Raw genomic sequence first — 18,898 nt, forward strand, 5'->3', positions numbered from 1 at the left:
CGTCAGTCCGAGCGCTACGGGGTGCCTGCGCACCAGCTGCTGCACCGTGCCGGGCAGCGCAAGCTGATCGGCGGCCAAGAAGACCAACTGATCGACATCGCCCTGGAAATCAAACGCGAAATGGACGCCGCGTCCCCATAGCCCGGCCGAATGCACACTCTGCCACGCGAACACCAGACACCGTGCACTCGACGCCGCGGGACTGACTTTTTTGGGATTTTCTGCCGGCCATCTGACCTGCGCGGACGGTGCGGGTTGTGAGTTGGGCGACGGTGCGGGGTGTTTGGCATCGGGAGCGATCGGCTAGCAGTGGGGGTGCGACTGTTTGATCGCAGACCCAAAGGAGTGATTTTTCGTGACTACCGCTAACACCGTTCGCCGTGGACTGTTCGGCATGTTCGCCGGCGGCCTGCTCGCCTTCGGATCGGCGGCGATCATCGCCCCAGTGGCCAATGCGCAGCCCGCGCCCGGGCCCGCACAGGACCAGGACTGCACGGCCAGCACCGTGGCCGGCACGGTCAGCACCGCAGCCGCATCAGAGGGCGCTTTCCTGACGGCGAACCCGCAGGCCAACGAGGCGCTGACGAAGATCGCGGCCGAGCCGCAGCCGCAGGTCAGCCAGGCGTACATGGCCTACTTCGCGGAGAACCCGCAGGTCGAGGACCAGCTCAAGGCGATTCACGAGCCGGTGAGTGCGCTCTCTGACCGCTGCGGTGTGAAGCTGGCGCCGACGCCGGTGGCTCAGGCGGTGTGGAGCGCCTCCGAGCAGTCACCTGAGGTACCCGTGATGCCGGCGCCTGAGGGCGAGGCGGCAGTGCCGGCAGCCCCGGAGATGCCGACCACCTGACCGCTCTCTCAGATGTTCACCGTGTCCACGTCGTGTGGGCACGGTGAATTTCTGTGTGGAAGCTACGCTCTGGCTGCGCCGGTGCGGTCCGTCCCGGCAAGTTCGGCCCGCTCGCGACATCGGAGTCTTCTTGACCGACGGCCTATCGACCGCCGACATTCCCCGCGTCCGAGGCTGGATTCACGTCGTTTGCGCAGTGCTCGCCGCCGCCGGCGGCTTCGCCCTGCTGCAGTCGGCCGCCATCGCGACGTCACCTCAGGTGTTCTGGTCGGCTGCGGTGTACGTCTGCGCCGTCGTGGCGATGTTCACCATCAGTGCGACATACCACCGGGTGGCGTGGGCATCACTGCCTGCGGAGAAGTGGATGATGCGTCTCGACCATTCGGTGATCTTCGTGTTCATCGCCGCTAGCTACACGCCGTTCGCGTTGCTCGCGATGCCGCCCGACATCGGTGCGCAAGTGCTGGTGATCGTCTGGAGTGGGGCGGCAGTGGGTGTCGTCCTGAAGCTGTGCTGGCCGTCAGCGCCGCGCTGGGTCGGGGTGCCGCCCTATCTGATGCTCGGGTACGTCGGGATCTGGTTCGCCGGGACACTGCTCGACGGCGCGGGCGCTGTGGTGGTGGCGCTGCTGATCGCCGGAGGCGTGCTCTACAACATCGGCGCCGTGCTGTACGGGCTCCGATGGCCCAATCCGTGGCCGAGGACGTTCGGCCATCACGAGTTCTTCCACGCCTTCACCGCCGCCGCGGCCGCGTGCCACTTCGCCGCTATCTGGCTTGTCGTCGGCTGACGGCACGATGGGGGCCATGGTGACCCGAAACGACGCGCAAGCGATCCTCGAGCAGTTGGCCGGGCCGGGCGCGCGCCTGCGTGACGACCAGTGGACGGCGATCGAGGCGCTGGTGGTGCACCGGCGCCGGGCGTTGGTGGTGCAGCGCACCGGCTGGGGCAAGTCGGCGGTCTATTTCATCGCGGCCACCCTGCTCCGTCGTAGCGGCCACGGTGCCACGGTCATCGTCTCGCCCCTGCTGGCGTTGATGCGCAACCAGGTGGCGTCCGCGGAGAAGGCGGGGGTGCGGGCCGCGACCATCAACTCGAGCAACATGACCGACTGGGACGGTATTCAGGCAAGGGTTCGCGACGGCGATCTCGATGTCCTGCTCGTCAGTCCGGAGCGGTTGAACAATCCCGAATTTCGCGACGCGGTGCTGCCGGAGCTCGCGCGCGACGCGGGCCTCGTCGTCGTGGACGAGGCGCACTGCGTCTCGGACTGGGGCCACGACTTCCGCCCCGACTACCGCCGCATCCGCACTCTTCTCGCCGACCTCGGCAGCGACGTTCCCGTGCTCGCCACGACCGCCACCGCGAACGACCGGGTGGTCGCCGACGTGGCCGCTCAGCTGGGCGTCGGCGGTCGCGACACGCTCGTGCTGCGCGGCGGTCTGGACCGGGAGTCACTACGCCTGTCGGTCGTCACCGCGGGCAACCCCGCTCAGCGCGCGGCCTGGCTGGCCGCTCACCTCGGTGAGCTGCCCGGGTCCGGCATCGTCTACACGCTGACCGTCGCCCAGGCGCACGACGTCGCCGCCCTGCTGCGTGAGCGCGGCTATCCGGTCGCGGCCTATACGGGCTCCACCGAGGCGGCCGAGCGGGAGCAGCTCGAAGCGGATCTGCTGGGAAACCGCGTCAAGGCGCTGATCGCCACGTCGGCGTTGGGGATGGGGTTCGACAAGCCCGATCTGGGGTTCGTGGTCCACCTCGGTGCGCCGTCATCGCCGATCGCGTACTACCAGCAGGTTGGCCGCGCTGGACGTGCGACCGAGCGTGCCGAGGTGATCCTGTTGCCCGGCCACGAGGACGCCGATATCTGGCGGTACTTCGGATCGCTGGCCTTCCCGCCGGAACAATTGGTGCGCAAGGTGATTCGCGAGCTGGATGGACAGCGTCCGCTGTCGACGGCGGCGCTGGAGCCGCTCGTCGACCTCAACCGTTCCCGGCTGGAGATGGTGCTCAAGGTCCTCGACGTCGACGGCGCGGTCCGCAGGGTCAAAGGTGGCTGGATCGGCACCGGGGTGCCCTGGGAGTACGACGAGCAGCGTTATCGGACGCTCGACGAGGCGCGCCGCCGCGAACAGCAGGCCATGCTCGACTACCAGGTGACGCAGGGCTGCCGGATGGCGTTTCTGCGCGGCCAGCTCGACGATCCGACGCTGAACCCTGACGAACGCTGCGGCCGCTGTGACAACTGCACCGGTGATCGCGTCAGCGGCGATGTCGCTGCCGCAGATGCCGAGCAGACCCGCGCCGCGCTGATGCGGCCCGGGGTCGAGTTGGCGCCGCGTAAGCAGTGGCCGACCGGGCTCGCCAAACTGGGCATCGAGCTGTCGGGCCGCATCACCGACGGGCCGTCGTCCGGTCGCGTGGTCGGGCGGCTCACGGATCTGGGGTGGGGCGCACGGCTTCGTACGCTGCTCGACGGCCCGGACGCCCAGGTGCCCGACGACGTGGTGGGCGCGGCGGTGAAGGTGCTCGCGGCGTGGGACTGGAAGGTACGCCCGACAGCAGTGATGGCGCTCGACTCGGCCACGCACCCGCTGCTGATCTCGTCGCTGCGCGTTCGGCTGGCCGAGCTGGGGCGGGTCACCGACCTCGGCACTCTGCGCTACGCGCCCGATCATCGACCGGTCAGCGCGGCCAACTCGGCGTACCGGGTCGCGGCGCTGTACGGCGCATGGTCGGAGCCCGACGCGCTGCCCGAGAGTCCGGTGCTGCTCGTCGACGACCGCACGGACACCGGGTGGACGATGACGATGGCCGCGCGCGTCGTACGGGCGGCCGGCGCTTCCGACGTGCTGCCGTTCGCGCTGGCCGCTACGTCGTGACCAGCAGGCGGCCGGGTCGGACCCCCCCGAGCTGGCCGGTGACCGCGTCTGCGGCGGCCACGACTGCCCGTGCCCGTTCGCCGATCTCGCGCTCGCTCAACGCCGTACCGATGTGCATCGAGGCCACCATGGCCTGACGCTGATGCTGGTCGAACACGGGGGCGGAGATCACGCTGATGTCGTGACGGCCCGCGCGCCTGTCCTCTCGCAATGACACACGCTCGCCGATGTCGGAGACCAGTTCGCCGAGCAGGGCGCGCAACTCGCCGGGCAGCGTCGCGGACATGCCGGCCATCAATGCGTACAAGCGCCGGCCCGCCGGGGTTTGTCGTTCCACCAGGTAGCCGTCCGCGCGGCACGCGGTGATCACCCGGTGCAGCCGCTGGGTGTCGGTGCGCAGCGGGATCGTCGGCTCCTTGGCCAACCAGGCCTGCGCCGCGAGGTCGTCCCACAGCACGAACATCAGTCCGACCGGCGGGGCGAACGGATAGCTCTGTCCCACCTCGACGCCCGGGTGCGCGCCGGGCGGGCTGACCAGGTCGAGCACGGTGATCCGATCGTCGACCACCGCCGACAGCGCGGCGGTGACCCCGAACCCCGTCGACAGGCGGCGCAGCTCGTCGCGTGCGGCCGGGCTGACCCGCATCGCCTCCTGAGCCCGGTGGCCGAGCGTGATCAACGACGGTCCCAGCCGGTAGGTCTTGTCGGTGTCGTCGCGCACCAGATAGCCGGCCTCGGCGAGCGAGGTCGTGATGCCCAGGCAGGTCGGCTTGCTCAGACCGAGGCGCCGCGCCAGTTCCGAGACACCGAAGCGTTCCGTCGGGTGCGCACCGAGGAAATCGAGGATCGCGACGACTCGGTCGGTCGGCGGCGACACGCGGCGAGGGGTGGGGGCCACATGCTGCACGGTACATATATGGAACGCTGCGGTCGATATATTGACTCCTGCTAGAACGCGTTCTAGTTTCAGGGTCGTGCACGCGCAGCCGTTGATCGACGCCATCGCCGAGGCCGAGGCGCTCGTCGTCGCCGCCCCGTTCATCGAATCCGAAGCCGACCTCCTCGAAGGTCTGCAGTACTTCGCCGGATGTGTGGCGGCATGCACGCAAGTGGCGTTCGACTACGACCGGGACCATCCCTTCCTGCACAGCGGGACCGGGCCGTTCACCAAGATGGGCCTCGACAACCCCGACACTCTGTACTTCGGAACCCGCGTGGTGCCGGGCCGTGAGTACGTCGTGACCGGGCGTCGTGGCACGACAACCGATCTCAGCTTCCAGATGCTCGGAGGCGAGTACACCGACGACAACGTCCCCGACAGTGAGACGGCGTTCGACGATCGCGAACTCGACATCGCGCCCGACGGTACCTTCGAGTGGCGCGTGGTCCCGAAGTCGCCCGCGCAGTTGGTGATTCGCGAGGTCTACAACGACTGGTCCGCACAGCGCGGCACGTTGGCGATCGCGCGCACCGACACCGCGGGAACCGCGCCGCCGCCGCTGACTCCCGAGCTGATCGAGAAACGGTTCGCGGTCGCGGGCAAGCAACTCGTGCAGCGGGTCAAGACCTGGCTGCAGTTCCCGCAGTGGTTCTACGACACGCTGCCGGTCAACACGATGGTCCCGCCGCGGCTCACCCCGGGCGGGTTGGCCACCCAGTACTCGTCTGTGGGTCACTTCGACCTGGGCCCAGACCAAGCCATGGTGATCACCGTGCCGGTCTCGGATGCGCCCTACATGGGCTTCCAGCTGGGCAGCCTCTGGTACATCTCGCTGGACTACATCAATCACCAGACCTCGTTGAACGGCACTCAGGCGCAGGTGGATCCGGACGGCTTCATCCGCATCGTGGTCTCCGATGCGAACCCCGGGGTGACCAACTGGGTCGAAACACTCGGCCACCGCAAGGGTTACCTGCAATTCCGGTGGCAGCGGGTGTCACGGCAGATGACCGAGGCCGACGGTCCCACAGTGGCCGTGATGGGCGTCGACGACGTCGCCGACGCGCTGCCGTACCACAGGGACAACGTGATCTCTTCCGATGACTGGCGGGCGCGAATCGCCCTGCGCCAGGAGCAGATCGGCTACAGGATGGTGGGTTGACGATGGGCATGCTCGAAAACAAGGTCGTCCTCATCAGCGGCGTCGGCCCGGCGTTGGGCACCACGCTCGCGCGTCGATGTGCCCAGGAGGGCGCCGACTTGGTGTTGGCAGCGCGCACCGTCGAGCGGCTCGAGGGCGTCGCCGCGGAGATCGAGGGCATCGGTAGACGAGCGGTCTCGGTGGGCACCGACATCACCGACGAGTCGCAGGTCACCAACCTGGTCGAGAAGTCACTCGAATCCTTTGGTCGGGTGGACGTGCTGATCAACAACGCGTTCAAGGTGCCGTCGATGAAACCGTTGGGCAAGACCAGCTTCGACCACATCCGGGAGACGTTCGAGCTCACCGTCCTCGGCGCGCTCCGGCTGATCCAGGGGCTGACGCCGGCGCTGGCCGAGGCCAACGGTTCGGTGGTGAACGTGAACTCGATGGTGGTGCGGCACTCCGATCCCAAGCAGGGCGCCTACAAGATGGCCAAGTCAGCGCTGCTGGCCATGTCGCAGTCGCTGGCGAGTGAACTCGGCGAGCAGGGAATTCGTGTGAATTCTGTTCTGCCGGGCTATATCTGGGGCGGAACGCTGCAGGGTTACTTCGAGCACCAGGCCGGCAAGTACGGCACGACGGTCGATGAGATCTACAAGGCCGCCGCGGTGAACTCCGACCTCAAGCGGCTGCCCACCGAAGACGAGGTGGCCTCGGCGATCCTGTTCATGGCCAGCGACCTGTCCAGTGGGATCACCGGCCAGGCGCTGGACGTCAACTGCGGGGAGTACAAGGCGTGACTTCTTCCTCCCGGACCAACGTTGGCACCGTCGAGGACCTGCATGCCTCGGCGGTGAAGGCCTGCGGGCTCGATGATTTCGGCAGCGACGACGACAATTACCGCGAAGCTCTGGCCGTCCTGCTCGAGTCCTATCAGCGCGACGCCGACCTGACCGAGTTCGGCAGCAAGATGCAGCGGTTCTTCGTGCGCAACGCACTGGTGGCCCGGCTGGTGTCGGAGGCGGCCTTTGCGCAGTACCCCGAGCACGCCGACGTACCGATCGAACGGCCGATCTTCGTCACAGGACTGCCCCGTACGGGTACCACGGTCGTGCATCGGTTACTGGCCGCCGATCCTCGTCATCAGGGTCTGGAGCTGTGGCTCGCCGAGTTCCCGCAGCCCCGGCCGCCGCGCGACACCTGGTCGCAGAACCCGGTCTTCCAACAGCTGGATGCACAGTTCGCCAAGGCGCACGCGGAGAATCCGGACTACACCGGCCTGCACTACATGACCGCCGACGAGGTGGAGGAGTGCTGGCAGCTGCTACGCCAGTCTCTGCATTCGGTGAGTTACGAGACGCTGGCTCATCTGCCGACCTACTCGCAGTGGCTGGCGCGGCAGGACTGGACGAAGCCGTACCAGCGGCACCGCAAGAACCTCCAGCTGATCGGGCTCAACGAAGTCGGGAAGCGTTGGGTACTCAAGAATCCCAGCCATCTGTTCGCGTTGGATGCGCTGTTCGCGACCTATCCCGACGCGCTGGTGATCCAATGTCACCGGCCGGCGGAGACGATCATGGCGTCGATGTGCTCGCTGGCGCAGCACACCACCGAGGGGTGGTCGAACAGCTTCCACGGCAGGGTCATCGGCGAGGACTCGCTGGAGACATGGTCTCGCGGGTTGCGGTTGTTCAGCGCCGAGCGGGCCAGGCACGATCCGGCGCAGTTCTACGATCTCGACTACTTCGCCCTGATCAAGGATCCGGTGGCGGTCGTGGAGGACATCTACCGGGCGTTCGGTATCGAGTTCACCGACGACGCACGCCAGGCGGTGGCGCACACGCACGAGAAGAGCCAGCAGGGGCCGCGCGCTCCCAAGCACACGTATTCACTGGCTGACTACGGCCTGACCGAAGAGCAGGTCAAAGCCCACTTCGCCGGCCTGTAACTGCGCCCAAACCAACGTTTGGGCGCAGTCGTTCGAGTGAAACACGCCATTTCGTCGTGTTCGGTACGGGCACGCGACGCCCAGGCATCAGGCCCGCCCAGGCGCCGTTAGCGGTTGGTCGTATGCCGAGATCGACGAAATGGCGAGAACCACTCGCACAAACCCGCCCAAACGTCGGTTTGGGCGGGAGAAGAGGCCGGGGTCAGCCGTCGCCGGGGGAGGGGGCGCTCGAGTATTCCTCGAGGCACCCCTCGGCCACGGCGTGGCGGATGCTGTCGGCCAGTCGCGGGCACGCTCGCTCGCGCGCTGGATCGCCGCCGGCACTGCGGATCTCGGCGAAATGGGCGCACCGCTGCGTCGCCTCGGCCGTCCACTGCACCGACGTGTGCGCCGGCCCGAGCTTCTTGACGCGCACCGCGACATGGCAGAAACGGCAGTCGACCGAGGCCAGCCCTGAATTCAGGTAGCGCTCGCGATCGGCCTGACTGCTCGCACGCACCGCCGCGGCACGTTCAGGGTCCGACGCGAAATCCGGTGCCTTACCCCAATGTCGGTTGGTGCCCTGCCCCGGATGACCGTGCTCGTGATCCTCGTCGTCATGGCCGTGCAACAGCAGCATCGACTTGGCGAGACGGTCCACATCCGGTGTGTCGCTCATGTCGACTGCTTCTCGGCGTCCCTTGCCTTCAGGTTCTCCTCGACCTCGACGTTCCACTTCTGCACCGCAGCCGTGGTGTCGACCTCGATCTCGAAGCGGTCTGTCATCTCCGGCGTCACATCAGCGACGTCGACGTAGAACTGCTGATACCACCGGCGCATCTGGTACACCGCGCCGTCTTCTTCGACCAGCAGCGGATTGTCGATGCGGGTCTTGTGTTTCCAGATCTCCACATCCTGCAGGAAGCCTTTACTGACCCCGTCGGTGAACGCGTCGGCCAGCTTCTCGGTTGTCTTGTCGTCCAACCCTTTCGGCTTCTCGACGATGACGCCCCACTGCAGCATGAACGAGTCCTGGGACACCGGATAGTGGCAGTTGATCAGGATCGACTCGGCCTTGAAATCGCCGTAGGTGTTGTGCAGCCAGTTGATCATGAACGACGGGCCGAAGTAGCTGGCCTCGGAGTCGAGCTTGGCCTCCCCGTATGCGGTGCCCATGTCGTTGATGTCTGGCCGGCCCACGTTGTGCAGATACTGCGACGCGATATGGCCCTCGAAGACGTTCTTGAAGTACGTCGGCAGACCGAAGTGGATGTAGAAGAAATGCGCCATGTCGGTGACGTTGTCGATGATCTCGCGGCAGTTGCTGCCCTCGATGAGCATCGAGTTCCACTTCCAGTCGGTCCACTCACCGCTGGCCCACTCAGTGATCTCGGGGATGCGCACTTCTTCCTGCGGCGGGTTGCCCTCGTGGTCGTGCCACACGAACAGCAGGCCGCCGCGGACGTCGGTGTGCCAGGCGCGAGTGCGCGCCAGGCGCGGCGTGCGTTTGGCGTAGGGCACGAGCTTGCACTTGCCGTCACCGCCCCAGCGCCAGTCGTGGAACGGGCAGGCGACGGTGTCGCCCTTGATCGTGCCCTGGGACAGGTTCCCGCCCATGTGGCGGCAGTAGCCGTCGAGGATCTTCACCTCGCCCGCTGAGTCGGCGAAGACCACCAGCATGGTGCCGAAGATCTCGATGCCGTGCGGCTTCCCGTCGAGGTAGTCCTTCACCGGCCCCAGGCAGTGCCAGCCGCGCGCAAAGCGGTCGGGCAGCGTGCCGGTGTCGATCTCGCGAATGCTCGCGGTTCCCGCCGTGTCGGTGCTCACCTGGGCCCTCCCCAATCTTGCTCGAATTAGAACACGTTACAGTTTTTCGCCGCTGTCGCGCAATCGGTCGACTCTCACCAGCGGAAAACGTTGCGCATCTCACCCTGAATCCGCCGTCGAGCCCGGGTACCCCGGTGGCCGTGACAGCACCATGCCAGATATAGTGCACACGGTGTCCACTATTTATCAGGCCCCGCCAATCGCTGGAACTCGGCGCTGGCTGGCCGTCGCTGCCGCGACCTTCGCGATCGCGTGGGGCGGCAACGAGTTCACCCCTCTGCTGGTCATGTACCGCTCGGGGGAGGGCTTCTCGGGCCTGACCCTCGACCTGCTGCTGTTCGCCTACGTGCTCGGTATCGTCCCGGCTCTGCTGGTCGGCGGGCCGCTCTCGGACCGCTTCGGTCGTCGCCCGCTGATGATCCCCGCACCCCTGCTCGCCGCCGCGGGCTCGCTGATCCTGGCGGTCGGCGCCGACTCCGCCGTCGTCCTGGCCGTCGGCCGCGTGTTCAGCGGTCTTGCGCTCGGGCTGGCGATGGCCGTGGGCGGCAGCTGGCTCAAGGAACTGTCCGCGCCGCCCTACGGGGACGGCACCGCGGGGGCGCGGCGCGCGGCGATGAGTCTGACGGCGGGTTTCGGGCTGGGTGCGGCAGCGGCGGGCGTGCTCGCGCAGTGGGGGCCGGCGCCGACGGTGCTCTCCTATGCGTGCAACGCCGCCCTGGCGCTGGCCGCGGCAGCTGTCCTGGCTGTTGCGCCCGAGACTCGCGAACGTCACGATGCGGTCGGGCCGTGGTGGGCGGACCTGGCGATCCCGGTCGCGTCTCGTCGGCGCTTCCTCTACGTTGTGGTGCCCGTCGCTCCCTGGGTCTTCGGGGCGGCGGGTTCGGCGTACGCGGTGCTGCCCGCGCTGCTGACGGAGCACGTGGCGCAGGCGCCGATCGCGTTCTCCGCACTGCTGTGCGTCGTCGCGCTCGGTGTCGGTTTCGGCGTGCAGCAGGCCGGTCGCGCATTGGGCGCCGACGGTCCGCGCGGTGTGGTGACTGCGCTGTTGCTGTTGGTCGCGGGCATGCTGTGCGCGGCCTGGGCGGCCGCCGCGCTGACCGTGACGACGGCGCTGATCGCGGCGGCGGTGCTGGGTGCGGGCTATGGCATGGCGCTGCTGGCCGGCCTTCAGCAGATCCAACGGCTCGCCGGCCCCGATGATCTTGCAGGCCTGACGGCGGTGTTCTACAGCCTGAGCTATCTGGGCTTCGGCGTGCCCGCGGTGCTGTCACTGCTCAATGGGGTCGGAGTGCCCTACCCCGCGATGTTCGGCGCGGGTGCGGTGCTGGCTGGCGGTTGCCTGGTCGTCGTGAAGATCGGCACTGTGATGATGAGCGGGGTCCGGCAGCCCTAGGGTTGACCCATGGCCACCCGCCGGGGACGTCCACGCAGCGAGGCGGCGCGTGGCGCCATCCTCACTGCCGCAGCGGAACTGGCTGCCGAGGGCGGCCCGGGCGCGGCGACCATCGACGCCATCGCCCGTCGTGCGGAGGTCAGCCGAACCACGATCTACAAGTGGTGGCCGTCGGCTGCAGCGATCGTTCTCGAAGGCCTGCTGGAATCCGTGCGGGAGTCGATCGTGCGGCCGCCCGGCAGCACCACGGTCGAGGCGCTCATCCACCACGTCAGCGCGCTCAACGCGATCCTGGCCGACCCCGGCGTCGGCGCCCTGCTGCGCAACGTGATCGCAGCGGCTGCCTCCGATCCCGCGATCCAGGCGGCCCTGCTGGCCCAGTGGATCGAACCGCGGCGCGGCGCCGTGGTCACTGCGCTGACCGACGCAGTGGCGGCCGGCGAGATTTCCGCAGACACCCACATCGAGGTGGTGGTCGACGCGCTGGTGTCACCGCCCTACTACCGGTTGGTGTTGGGGATGCCGCCGCTGTCCGAGCGCGGGGTGCGCGCGCTGGTCGACGCGGTGTGGGCGGGCTGCTCCTAGCGGTCCTGCCACCCCGAGTGGATATAGGTGTCGGCGAAGCGCTTCAGTGAATCCTTCTTCTGCTCGATCGGGGCGTCGAAATTCAATCCGTCGAACACCCAGGGGATCACGATATTGTCGGTGACGCCGGCCTCGGCGAGCTCTCGGTGCCCGTCCACGCCGAACTTGTCGATGCAGACCGCCTGGTACTCGAAAGATCCCTCCGCGCGGCCGTATTCGGCCCGCAGCGCTTCGATTGTGCCGATGGTCTCGGCGAGTTGAGCGCCTGTCATCATCGCGCTGGTCCAGCCGTCCCCGACCCGAGCCGCACGTTTGAGCGCGACGTCGGTGTGGCCTCCGACGTAGAACGGCACCGGCTCACTGGGTGCGGGGCTCATCTGCAGCCGGTCGAAATCGTAGAAGTCGCCATGGAACTCGACCATGCCGCCGCCCAGCACCAGCTTGATGACGTCGATCATCTCGTCGACGCGCTTGCCGCGCTTGGCATAGGGTACTCCGCACCATTCGAATTCCTCAGGTGCCCAGCCGATTCCGACGCCGAATCCGAACCGGTTGCCGGTGAGATTCGCCACCGAGCCGACCTGACGGGCCAGCAGCAGCGGATTGCGCGAACCCAACTTCATCACGTTGGTGTAGAACCGCAGCGTCGACGTGACAGCACCCATCGCGCCGGCGGCGATCAGCGGGTCCACCCACGGGGTGTTCTCGTCCCACATCCGCGAACCGTCGGGTGTGTACGGATAGTCCGCCGCCTGCTTCTCCATGTAGAACAGCGAATCGGGCAGCGCGATCGCGTCGAAGCCGACCTCTTCAGCAGTGCGGGCGATCTCGATCAGCTGGTCGATGGGCCCCATCGCCACACTGCAGGTGTACTTCATCATGCGCCGGGCTTGTCCGCGGGTTTGTCACTGGAGACCACCCACATCGAGTAGTACTGCGCCCCACCGCCGTACGCGTGTCCCAGAGCCTTGCGGGCGCCGGGGACCTGGTGGTCTTCGCCCTTGCCCATCACCTGGATGGCGGACTCGGCGAACCGGATCATGCCGGACGCGCCGATCGGATTGGACGACAGCACCCCGCCGGACGGGTTGAACGGGATGCGCCCGCCGATGGCTGTTTCGCCGGCCTCGGTCAGCTTCCAGCCCTCGCCCTCGGGGGCGAAGCCCAGGCTCTCCAGCCACATCGGCTCGTACCAGGAGAACGGCACGTACACCTCGGCCACGTCGATCTCGTCGATCGGGCTGGTGATTCCGGCGGCCTTCCACAGCGCCGCCGCCGCGTCGCGGCTGGCCTGCGGATTGACCTGATCACGGCCGGCGTAGGCCAGCGGCTCGGTGCGCAACGCGGTGGCGTGCACCCACGCCACCGGATGTCCCTCGGCGACACGGGCATCCGCGCTCGCCTCGTCACCGATCACCATCGCGGCCGCCCCGTCCGACGACGGGCACGTCTCGTCGTAGCGGATCGGATCCCACAGCATCGGGGAGGACATCACCTTCTCCAGCGTGATGTCGGGCTGGTGCAGATGCGCCAGCGGATTCTTGACCGCGTTGAGTCGGTCCTTGACCGCGACCATCGCGCCGATGTGTGTCGGTGCACCCGAGCGGCGGATGTAGGCACGCACGTGCGGGGCGAAGTACCCGCCCGCTCCCGCGCCGACGGGCTTGGTGAACGGCACCGGAATGCTCAGCGCCCACATGGCATTGGACTCCGACTGCTTCTCCCACGCCATCGTCAGCACCCGCCGGTACTTGCCCGACTGGACAAGGCTCGCCGCCACGATCGCCGTCGAGCCGCCCACAGAACCCGCCGTGTGCACTCGGATCAGCGGCTTGTTCGTCGCACCCGTGGCGTCGACCATGAACAGCTCGGGCATCATGACGCCCTCGAAGAAGTCCGGCGCCTTGCCGACCACGACAGCATCGATGTCGGCGAACGTCACCCCGGCATCGGCCAGCGCGCGGTCGATGGCCTCGCGCACCAATCCGTTCATCGACACGTCGGTGCGCTTGGCCACGTACTTGGTCTGCCCCGTCCCCAGGACGGCCGCGAGATGTTTGGCCATGGCTATTTCCCCTCCAGGACGGCGACCAGATTCTGTTGCAGCGCAGGCCCACTCGTCGCGTGTGCCAGCACCCGGGAGGCCTCACCGGCGAAGATGTGGCGGGCTGCCTCGCCGATCCGCTCCAGCCCGGCAGAGAACATCGGGTTGGCGGCTAGGGCACCACCGGTCGGGTTGATCCGCGTCGAGTCACCCAGCCCGATGGCTTCTTTGAGGATCAGGTGCTGATGGCTGAACGGGGCATAGATCTCGGCGATCTCGATCGATGAGGTGTCCCCACCGGTGGCCGCCTGCGCCGACGCCGCCGTGGACGGCGACGTGGTCAGATCGCGGGCGCCCAGCACCGGGGTCTCGATGCGATGCTCGATACCGGTGATCCAGGCGGGCCGCTCACGCAGCTCACGAGCCCGGTCGCCGGCGGCCAGGACGATCGCCGACGCACCGTCGGTGATCGGAGCGATGTCGTGGCGCCGCAACGGTTCTGCGAAATACGGCTGGGAGAGCAGCTCGTCGACGCTGCTGCCGGACTGCAGCCGATCCACCCGGCCCGCCGCTTGGGCAACGAGTGCGACCTCGGCCATCTGCTCGGCAGTCCACTTCTTCGAGTCCAGCCCGAGGCGGGCCTGCAGGCCGGCGATGCTGACCGAGTCCGGCCAGAGCGGAGCGACGGTGTACGGGTCGGTTTGCAGGGCCAGAACCCGGCGCAGCGTGCCCGCGCTGGACTTGCCGAAGCCGTACACCAGCGCCGTCTCCACCTGCCCGGTGAGGATCTTGATGTAGGCCTCATACAGCGCCCAGGCTGCGTCCATCTCGACGTGTGACTCGTTGATGGGCGGCACCGCGCCGATGGAGTCGATCGCGGAGATGAACGAGAAGGCGCGCCCGGCAAGGTAATCCGATGATCCGGAGCACCAGAACCCGATGTCGGACTTCGTGATGCCGAGCTCGTCGTAGATCTCGGCGAAACACGGCATCAACATCTCGACGCCGTTGGTGGTGCCGTCGGTGCGGCGCACGTGCGGGGCGTGCGCGAACCCGACCACTGCTACGTCAGTCATTGCGTGTCCTTAGAGGTGATGCTTGTAGGAGTCGTAGTCGGCGTCGGGTTCGCCGGTCGGCCGGAAGTACTCGATGTTGTCGATACCGAGGCCCCACTGATCGCGCGGCTTCCACACCGCTTCGACGCGCATGCCCATCCGCACCTTGTCGGCCTCGATGTCCGACACCAGATGCAGCACCGGGATGTCCGCCCCGTCGAGCAGCACGTAGGCGGCGACGTACGGAGGCTTGATGCGCTGCCCCGCGAACGGAATGTTGATGATCGCGAACGTCGTGACGGTGCCCTTGTCCGACAGCTCGACGAACTGGTCGAGCGGTCGACCGGTAGCCGGATTCGCTTCCTTGGGTGGGAAGTACACCTTCCCGTCATCGCCGGAACGAGCTCCCAGCAGGGTGCCCTGCTCGAGTGCGCGCAGGAACGTGCTCTCGGGAAACGAAGCGGTGTGCTGGATCTCGATCGACGACGGCGAGATCACCATCGTCACCGGGTCGAGCCCCTCGGCAGGGGCGGGCGTCTCCTCCGCCTCCTCGCCGAGCTCGAAGTACGCGATATCGGTGATAGCGCCGGCGGTTTCTTCGGCCCAGTGCACGTGCACGCGGGCGCCGGTGGTGACGGCGTCGGGACCGTCGGCGGCGACGGCGTGCAGCAGAGCGGTGTCAGCGCCGTCGAGGCGGATCAGCGCCCACGCGAACGGTCGGTCCAGCGGTTGGCCCTCCAGCGGGTGGGCCTGCCACGTCCACGACAGCACCGTGCCGACGCTCGACACCGGGACGACCTCGGTCAGGGGCTCGGAGGTGACAGGGTCATACTCAGCGGGCGGAACGTGGACTCGACCGTCGGAGCCACGCACCCCGACAACGCGTCGCTCGCGCAGAGCGGTGAAGAACTCGCCGAGGAGTGGTCCCACTGAACGGGTGTAGTCGAATGAGAGCCTCAGCGGCGCCGAGAGCGGCGGCTCATGGGGATCGATCTGCACCGGACTGCTTTGGCTGGTGGTCACGGCATCGAGTAGAACAGGTTCTAAGAATGGTTTCAAGGACGGGTGTGGAGGCGACCGCATGAAGTTGGGATTGCAGCTCGGATACTGGGGCGCGAAGCCCCCGGAGAACCATGCAGAACTCGTGGCCGCTGCCGAGGAGGCCGGCTTCGACACGGTGTTCACCGCCGAGGCGTGGGGCTCCGACGCGTACACACCGCTGGCGTGGTGGGGGCGTGAGACCAGCCGGATGCGGCTGGGCACCTCGGTCATTCAGCTGTCGGCCCGCACGCCGACCGCGTGTGCGATGGCGGCCTTGACGCTCGACCACCTCTCGGGCGGCAGACACATCCTCGGGCTGGGAGTGTCGGGCCCGCAGGTCGTCGAGGGCTGGTACGGCGCCAAGTTCCCCAAGCCGCTGGCCCGCACCCGCGAGTACGTCGACATCCTGCGCCAGGTCTGGGCGCGCGAGGCCCCGGTGCACAGCGACGGCCCGCACTATCCGCTACCGCTGACCGGTGAGGGCACCACCGGGTTGGGTAAGAATCTCAAGCCGATCACCCATCCGCTGCGCGCCGACATCCCCGTCATGCTGGGCGCCGAAGGGCCCAAGAACGTCGCCCTGGCCGCCGAGATCTGCGACGGGTGGCTGCCGATCTTCTACTCGCCGCGCATCGCCACGATGTACAACGAGTGGCTCGACGAGGGCTTCGCCCGGCCCGGTGCGCGCCGCACCCGGGAGACCTTCGAGATCTGCGCGACCGCGCAGGTCGTCGTCACCGATGACCGGCCCGCGATCATGGAGCTGATGAAGCCGCACCTGGCGCTCTACATGGGCGGTATGGGAGCCGAAGACACCAACTTCCACGCCGACGTGTACCGCCGCATGGGCTATGCAGAGGTCGTCGACGACGTCACGAAGCTGTTCCGCAGTGATCGGAAAGACGAGGCGGCGAAGATCATTCCGGACGAATTGGTCGACGACTCCGCGATCGTCGGGGATCTGGCCTACGTGCAGGAGCAGATCAAGGCCTGGGAGGCCGCAGGGGTGACGATGATGGTCGTCGGCGCCCGGTCGGCCGAGCAGATCCGCGATCTCGCCGCGCTGGTGTAGACAGATCTTGCTGACTGTCTAGAACACGTTCTAGATTGGCGGTGTGAGCCAACACACCATCCAGGGCACAGTGCTGAGCATGCCGGTGCGCGTGCGCACCGCCCATCAGCACACCGCCATGTTCGTCGTCGACGCCGATGCTGCGCAGCGGATGATCGACTACAGCGGGCTGCGGGTGTGCCGCTTCCTGGGCAACCGGGCGATGGTCGTGCTGATGCTGATGCGCTACGAGGACACCGATCTCGGGCAGTACTGGGAGTACGGCACCAACGTGATGGTGAACCCGCCGGGCTCGAACGCCGAGGGCCTGGCTGCGCTGCAGTCGGCGGGCGCGTTCGTACACCACCTGCCCGTCGACCAGTCGTTCACGCTGGAGGCGGGCCGCACGATCTGGGGCTATCCGAAGGTGATGGCAGACTTCACCGTTCGCGGAGCGGACAATTGGGCCGAGGCTCGCGACGGCCGGCGCTACGGATTCGACGTCACCATCGACGGGGCGCATGTGATCTCGATGGACTTCTCGCCGGGCCTGCCGGTGCCCGAGCGGTTCACCGCGCGTCCGCAGGTGCATTCGACGTACTCCTACGCCGACGGCGTCATCCGGGAGACGCCGGGGGAGATGCGGATGACAGGGGTGCGGTACCGGCCCGGAGGCGTCACCGTCCGATTGGGCACCCACCCGTATGCCGCCGAACTCGCGGCACTGGGGTTGCCGAAACGCGCCCTGGTCTCCAGTTCTGCTGCCAACGTGGACATGACCTTTGCCGACGCCAAGGAGATCGTGTGACTGCCATCGCCCCCGCCAAGCCCGACGTCGACCTCGCCGACGGCAACTTCTACGCCGACGGTCGTGCCGCGCGAGAGGCGTACGCGTGGATGCGGGCCAACCAGCCTGTGTTCCGCGACCGCAACGGGTTGGCCGCGGCGGCGACGTATCAGGCGGTGCTGGACGCGGAGCGCAACCCCGAATTGTTCTCCAGCACAGGCGGAATCCGGCCCGACCAGCCGGGCATGCCGTACATGATCGACATGGACGACCCGGCGCACATACTGCGGCGCAAACTCGTCAATTCCGGCTTCACCCGCAAGCGCGTGATGGACAAGGTGCCCTCGATCGAGCGGCTCTGCGACGCCCTGATCGACGCGGTGTGTGAGCGCGGAGAGGCCGACTTCGTCCGCGACATCGCCGCTCCGCTGCCGATGGCCGTCATCGGCGACATGCTGGGAGTGCTGCCGCAGGAGCGCGACAAGCTGCTCGAGTGGTCCGACGATCTGGTGTGCGGGCTGTCCTCCACGGTCGACGAGCAGACGATCCAGAAGCTCATGGAGACGTTTGCCGCGTATACCGCCTTCACGATGGAGGTGATCGCCGACCGTCGCGCGAACCCGACCGACGACCTGTTCTCGGTGCTCGTCAACGCCGAGGTCGAGGGTCAGAAGATGAGCGACGACGAGATCGTCTTCGAGACGCTGTTGATCCTCATCGGCGGTGACGAGACCACCCGGCACACGTTGTCCGGCGGCACCGAACAGCTGCTGCGGCACCAGGATCAGTGGCAGCGGCTCTGTGCCGATCTGGAACTGCTGCCGGGTGCGATCGAGGAGACGCTGCGCTGGACGTCCCCGGTCAAGAACATGTGCCGGACGCTGACCGCGGACACCGAGTTCCACGGCACGTCGATGACGGCCGGCGAGAAGATCATGCTGATGTTCGAGTCGGCCAACTTCGACGAGTCGGTGTTCGGCGATCCGCAGAACTTCCGGATCGACCGGAACCCGAACAGCCACTTGGCTTTCGGCTTCGGCACGCACTTCTGCCTGGGCAACCAGCTGGCGCGCCTCGAGCTGAAGATCATGATGACCAAGGTGCTGACCCGGCTACCGGATCTGCGGCTGGCCGACGAGGGCATGCTGCCGCTGCGGCCGGCGAACTTCGTCAGCGGCCTGGAGTCGATGCCGGTCGTGTTCACGCCGACGGCGAAGGTGCTCGACTAGGAGCCAGCGCGTGCCGAGTGTGCATCGCCATCCGCCTGCCGCGGCGCGTCGCGAATGACACCGCACACTCGCGGCACGACGGCCTTTACCCAATCTTGACCAGGCGCTGAATCCCGCCCGTCAGGGTGGGTGTGTGAGTACGCTTT

The 18,898-nt window shown here is 67.3% G+C and carries 18 protein-coding genes and 1 pseudogene; 12 read left to right on the plus strand and 7 right to left on the minus strand.

All coding sequences use genetic code 11. The features are described from left to right. From ACZYYX_RS12790 to ACZYYX_RS12805, 4 genes and pseudogenes are all read left to right on the plus strand, one after another. A pseudogene (locus ACZYYX_RS12790) lies at positions 1–141 on the plus strand (4-hydroxy-2-oxovalerate aldolase); the annotation flags it as partial. 214 nt (positions 142–355) lie between these two features. After that, entirely contained in the window at positions 356–847 is a 492-nt protein-coding gene (locus ACZYYX_RS12795) for a hemophore-related protein (RefSeq protein ID WP_463814900.1), read from the plus strand. 130 nt (positions 848–977) lie between these two features. Further along, entirely contained in the window at positions 978–1,637 is a 660-nt protein-coding gene (gene trhA, locus ACZYYX_RS12800) for a PAQR family membrane homeostasis protein TrhA (protein WP_463814901.1), read from the plus strand. A gap of 16 nt (positions 1,638–1,653) precedes the next feature. After that, positions 1,654–3,729 (plus strand): RecQ family ATP-dependent DNA helicase, encoded by a 2,076-nt coding sequence (locus tag ACZYYX_RS12805; RefSeq protein WP_463814902.1) that lies wholly within the window; start codon positions 1,654–1,656, stop codon positions 3,727–3,729. Here the strand turns inward: ACZYYX_RS12805 and ACZYYX_RS12810 are convergent. Next, a complete protein-coding gene (locus ACZYYX_RS12810; protein WP_463814903.1) occupies positions 3,719–4,627 on the minus strand; it encodes an IclR family transcriptional regulator in 909 nt (302 codons plus the stop codon). The two genes, ACZYYX_RS12805 and ACZYYX_RS12810, sit on opposite strands and share 11 nt — an antisense overlap. A gap of 76 nt (positions 4,628–4,703) precedes the next feature. Here ACZYYX_RS12810 and ACZYYX_RS12815 point away from each other — a divergent pair, with 76 nt between their 5' ends. The 3 genes from ACZYYX_RS12815 to ACZYYX_RS12825 are packed head-to-tail and all read left to right on the plus strand — an operon-like array spanning position 4,704 to position 7,761. Continuing rightward, positions 4,704–5,831, plus strand: a complete 1,128-nt coding sequence (locus ACZYYX_RS12815; protein WP_463814904.1) for a hypothetical protein — start codon at positions 4,704–4,706, stop codon at positions 5,829–5,831. Between the two features lie 2 nt (positions 5,832–5,833). After that, complete coding sequence (locus ACZYYX_RS12820) at positions 5,834–6,613, plus strand: SDR family oxidoreductase (protein ID WP_463814905.1); 780 nt, start codon at positions 5,834–5,836, stop codon at positions 6,611–6,613. Further along, on the plus strand, positions 6,610–7,761 hold the full coding sequence (locus tag ACZYYX_RS12825; RefSeq protein WP_463814906.1) for a sulfotransferase family protein: 1,152 nt from the start codon (positions 6,610–6,612) through the stop codon (positions 7,759–7,761). Before ACZYYX_RS12820 ends, ACZYYX_RS12825 begins: the two co-directional genes overlap by 4 nt. 202 nt (positions 7,762–7,963) lie before the next feature. Here the strand turns inward: ACZYYX_RS12825 and ACZYYX_RS12830 are convergent, their stop codons facing one another. After that, on the minus strand, positions 7,964–8,419 hold the full coding sequence (locus tag ACZYYX_RS12830) for a hypothetical protein (protein ID WP_463814907.1): 456 nt from the start codon (positions 8,417–8,419) through the stop codon (positions 7,964–7,966). Continuing rightward, entirely contained in the window at positions 8,416–9,567 is a 1,152-nt protein-coding gene (locus ACZYYX_RS12835; RefSeq protein WP_463814908.1) for a Rieske 2Fe-2S domain-containing protein, read from the minus strand. Before ACZYYX_RS12835 ends, ACZYYX_RS12830 begins: the two co-directional genes overlap by 4 nt. A gap of 172 nt (positions 9,568–9,739) precedes the next feature. Here ACZYYX_RS12835 and ACZYYX_RS12840 point away from each other — a divergent pair, with 172 nt between their 5' ends. Both ACZYYX_RS12840 and ACZYYX_RS12845 read left to right on the plus strand, forming a co-directional pair. After that, entirely contained in the window at positions 9,740–10,960 is a 1,221-nt protein-coding gene (locus ACZYYX_RS12840; RefSeq protein ID WP_463814909.1) for an MFS transporter, read from the plus strand. 9 nt (positions 10,961–10,969) lie between these two features. Next, on the plus strand, positions 10,970–11,545 hold the full coding sequence (locus tag ACZYYX_RS12845) for a TetR/AcrR family transcriptional regulator (RefSeq protein WP_463814910.1): 576 nt from the start codon (positions 10,970–10,972) through the stop codon (positions 11,543–11,545). Here ACZYYX_RS12845 and ACZYYX_RS12850 read toward each other — a convergent pair. From ACZYYX_RS12850 to ACZYYX_RS12865, 4 genes are read right to left on the minus strand one after another with little or no spacing between them, the layout of a single operon-like run. Then, entirely contained in the window at positions 11,542–12,423 is an 882-nt protein-coding gene (locus tag ACZYYX_RS12850) for a TIGR03619 family F420-dependent LLM class oxidoreductase (RefSeq protein WP_463815780.1), read from the minus strand. The two genes, ACZYYX_RS12845 and ACZYYX_RS12850, sit on opposite strands and share 4 nt — an antisense overlap. Beyond that, positions 12,423–13,610 carry a thiolase domain-containing protein gene (locus tag ACZYYX_RS12855; RefSeq protein ID WP_463814911.1) on the minus strand — a complete coding sequence of 396 codons (1,188 nt, stop codon included), beginning with the start codon at positions 13,608–13,610 and terminating at the stop codon, positions 12,423–12,425. Before ACZYYX_RS12855 ends, ACZYYX_RS12850 begins: the two co-directional genes overlap by 1 nt. A 2-nt stretch (positions 13,611–13,612) precedes the next feature. Further along, complete coding sequence (locus ACZYYX_RS12860; RefSeq protein WP_463814912.1) at positions 13,613–14,665, minus strand: thiolase domain-containing protein; 1,053 nt, start codon at positions 14,663–14,665, stop codon at positions 13,613–13,615. Positions 14,666–14,674: 9 nt separating this feature from the next. After that, positions 14,675–15,667: a Zn-ribbon domain-containing OB-fold protein gene (locus tag ACZYYX_RS12865; protein ID WP_463814913.1), complete on the minus strand. Its 993-nt coding sequence runs from the start codon at positions 15,665–15,667 to the stop codon at positions 14,675–14,677. Positions 15,668–15,725: 58 nt separating this feature from the next. On the opposite strand from ACZYYX_RS12865, the gene ACZYYX_RS12870 reads away from it, so the two are divergent. Genes ACZYYX_RS12870 through ACZYYX_RS12880 form a run of 3 tightly spaced genes read left to right on the plus strand, consistent with a single transcriptional unit; the run spans position 15,726 to position 18,752 of the window. Beyond that, complete coding sequence (locus tag ACZYYX_RS12870; protein WP_463814914.1) at positions 15,726–16,757, plus strand: LLM class F420-dependent oxidoreductase; 1,032 nt, start codon at positions 15,726–15,728, stop codon at positions 16,755–16,757. 43 nt (positions 16,758–16,800) lie between these two features. Further along, positions 16,801–17,544, plus strand: coding sequence for an acetoacetate decarboxylase family protein (locus ACZYYX_RS12875; RefSeq protein ID WP_463814915.1), 744 nt, complete (start codon positions 16,801–16,803; stop codon positions 17,542–17,544). Between the two features lie 5 nt (positions 17,545–17,549). Then, entirely contained in the window at positions 17,550–18,752 is a 1,203-nt protein-coding gene (locus ACZYYX_RS12880) for a cytochrome P450 (RefSeq protein ID WP_463815781.1), read from the plus strand. Positions 18,753–18,898 lie beyond the last annotated feature (146 nt).

This window comes from Mycobacterium sp. IDUB_1 (assembly GCF_055419625.1).

What these genes read in the sequence shown, in the direction of transcription:
- ACZYYX_RS12805 (WP_463814902.1), top strand. Translation starts at nt 1,654, where the DNA reads ATGGTGACCCGAAACGACGCGCAAGCGATCCTCGAGCAGTTGGCCGGG.
- ACZYYX_RS12820 (WP_463814905.1), top strand. Translation starts at nt 5,834, where the DNA reads ATGGGCATGCTCGAAAACAAGGTCGTCCTCATCAGCGGCGTCGGCCCG.
- ACZYYX_RS12830 (WP_463814907.1), bottom strand. Translation starts at nt 8,419, where the DNA reads ATGAGCGACACACCGGATGTGGACCGTCTCGCCAAGTCGATGCTGCTG.
- ACZYYX_RS12845 (WP_463814910.1), top strand. Translation starts at nt 10,970, where the DNA reads ATGGCCACCCGCCGGGGACGTCCACGCAGCGAGGCGGCGCGTGGCGCC.
- ACZYYX_RS12850 (WP_463815780.1), bottom strand. Translation starts at nt 12,423, where the DNA reads ATGAAGTACACCTGCAGTGTGGCGATGGGGCCCATCGACCAGCTGATC.
- ACZYYX_RS12855 (WP_463814911.1), bottom strand. Translation starts at nt 13,610, where the DNA reads ATGGCCAAACATCTCGCGGCCGTCCTGGGGACGGGGCAGACCAAGTAC.
- ACZYYX_RS12860 (WP_463814912.1), bottom strand. Translation starts at nt 14,665, where the DNA reads ATGACTGACGTAGCAGTGGTCGGGTTCGCGCACGCCCCGCACGTGCGC.
- ACZYYX_RS12870 (WP_463814914.1), top strand. Translation starts at nt 15,726, where the DNA reads ATGAAGTTGGGATTGCAGCTCGGATACTGGGGCGCGAAGCCCCCGGAG.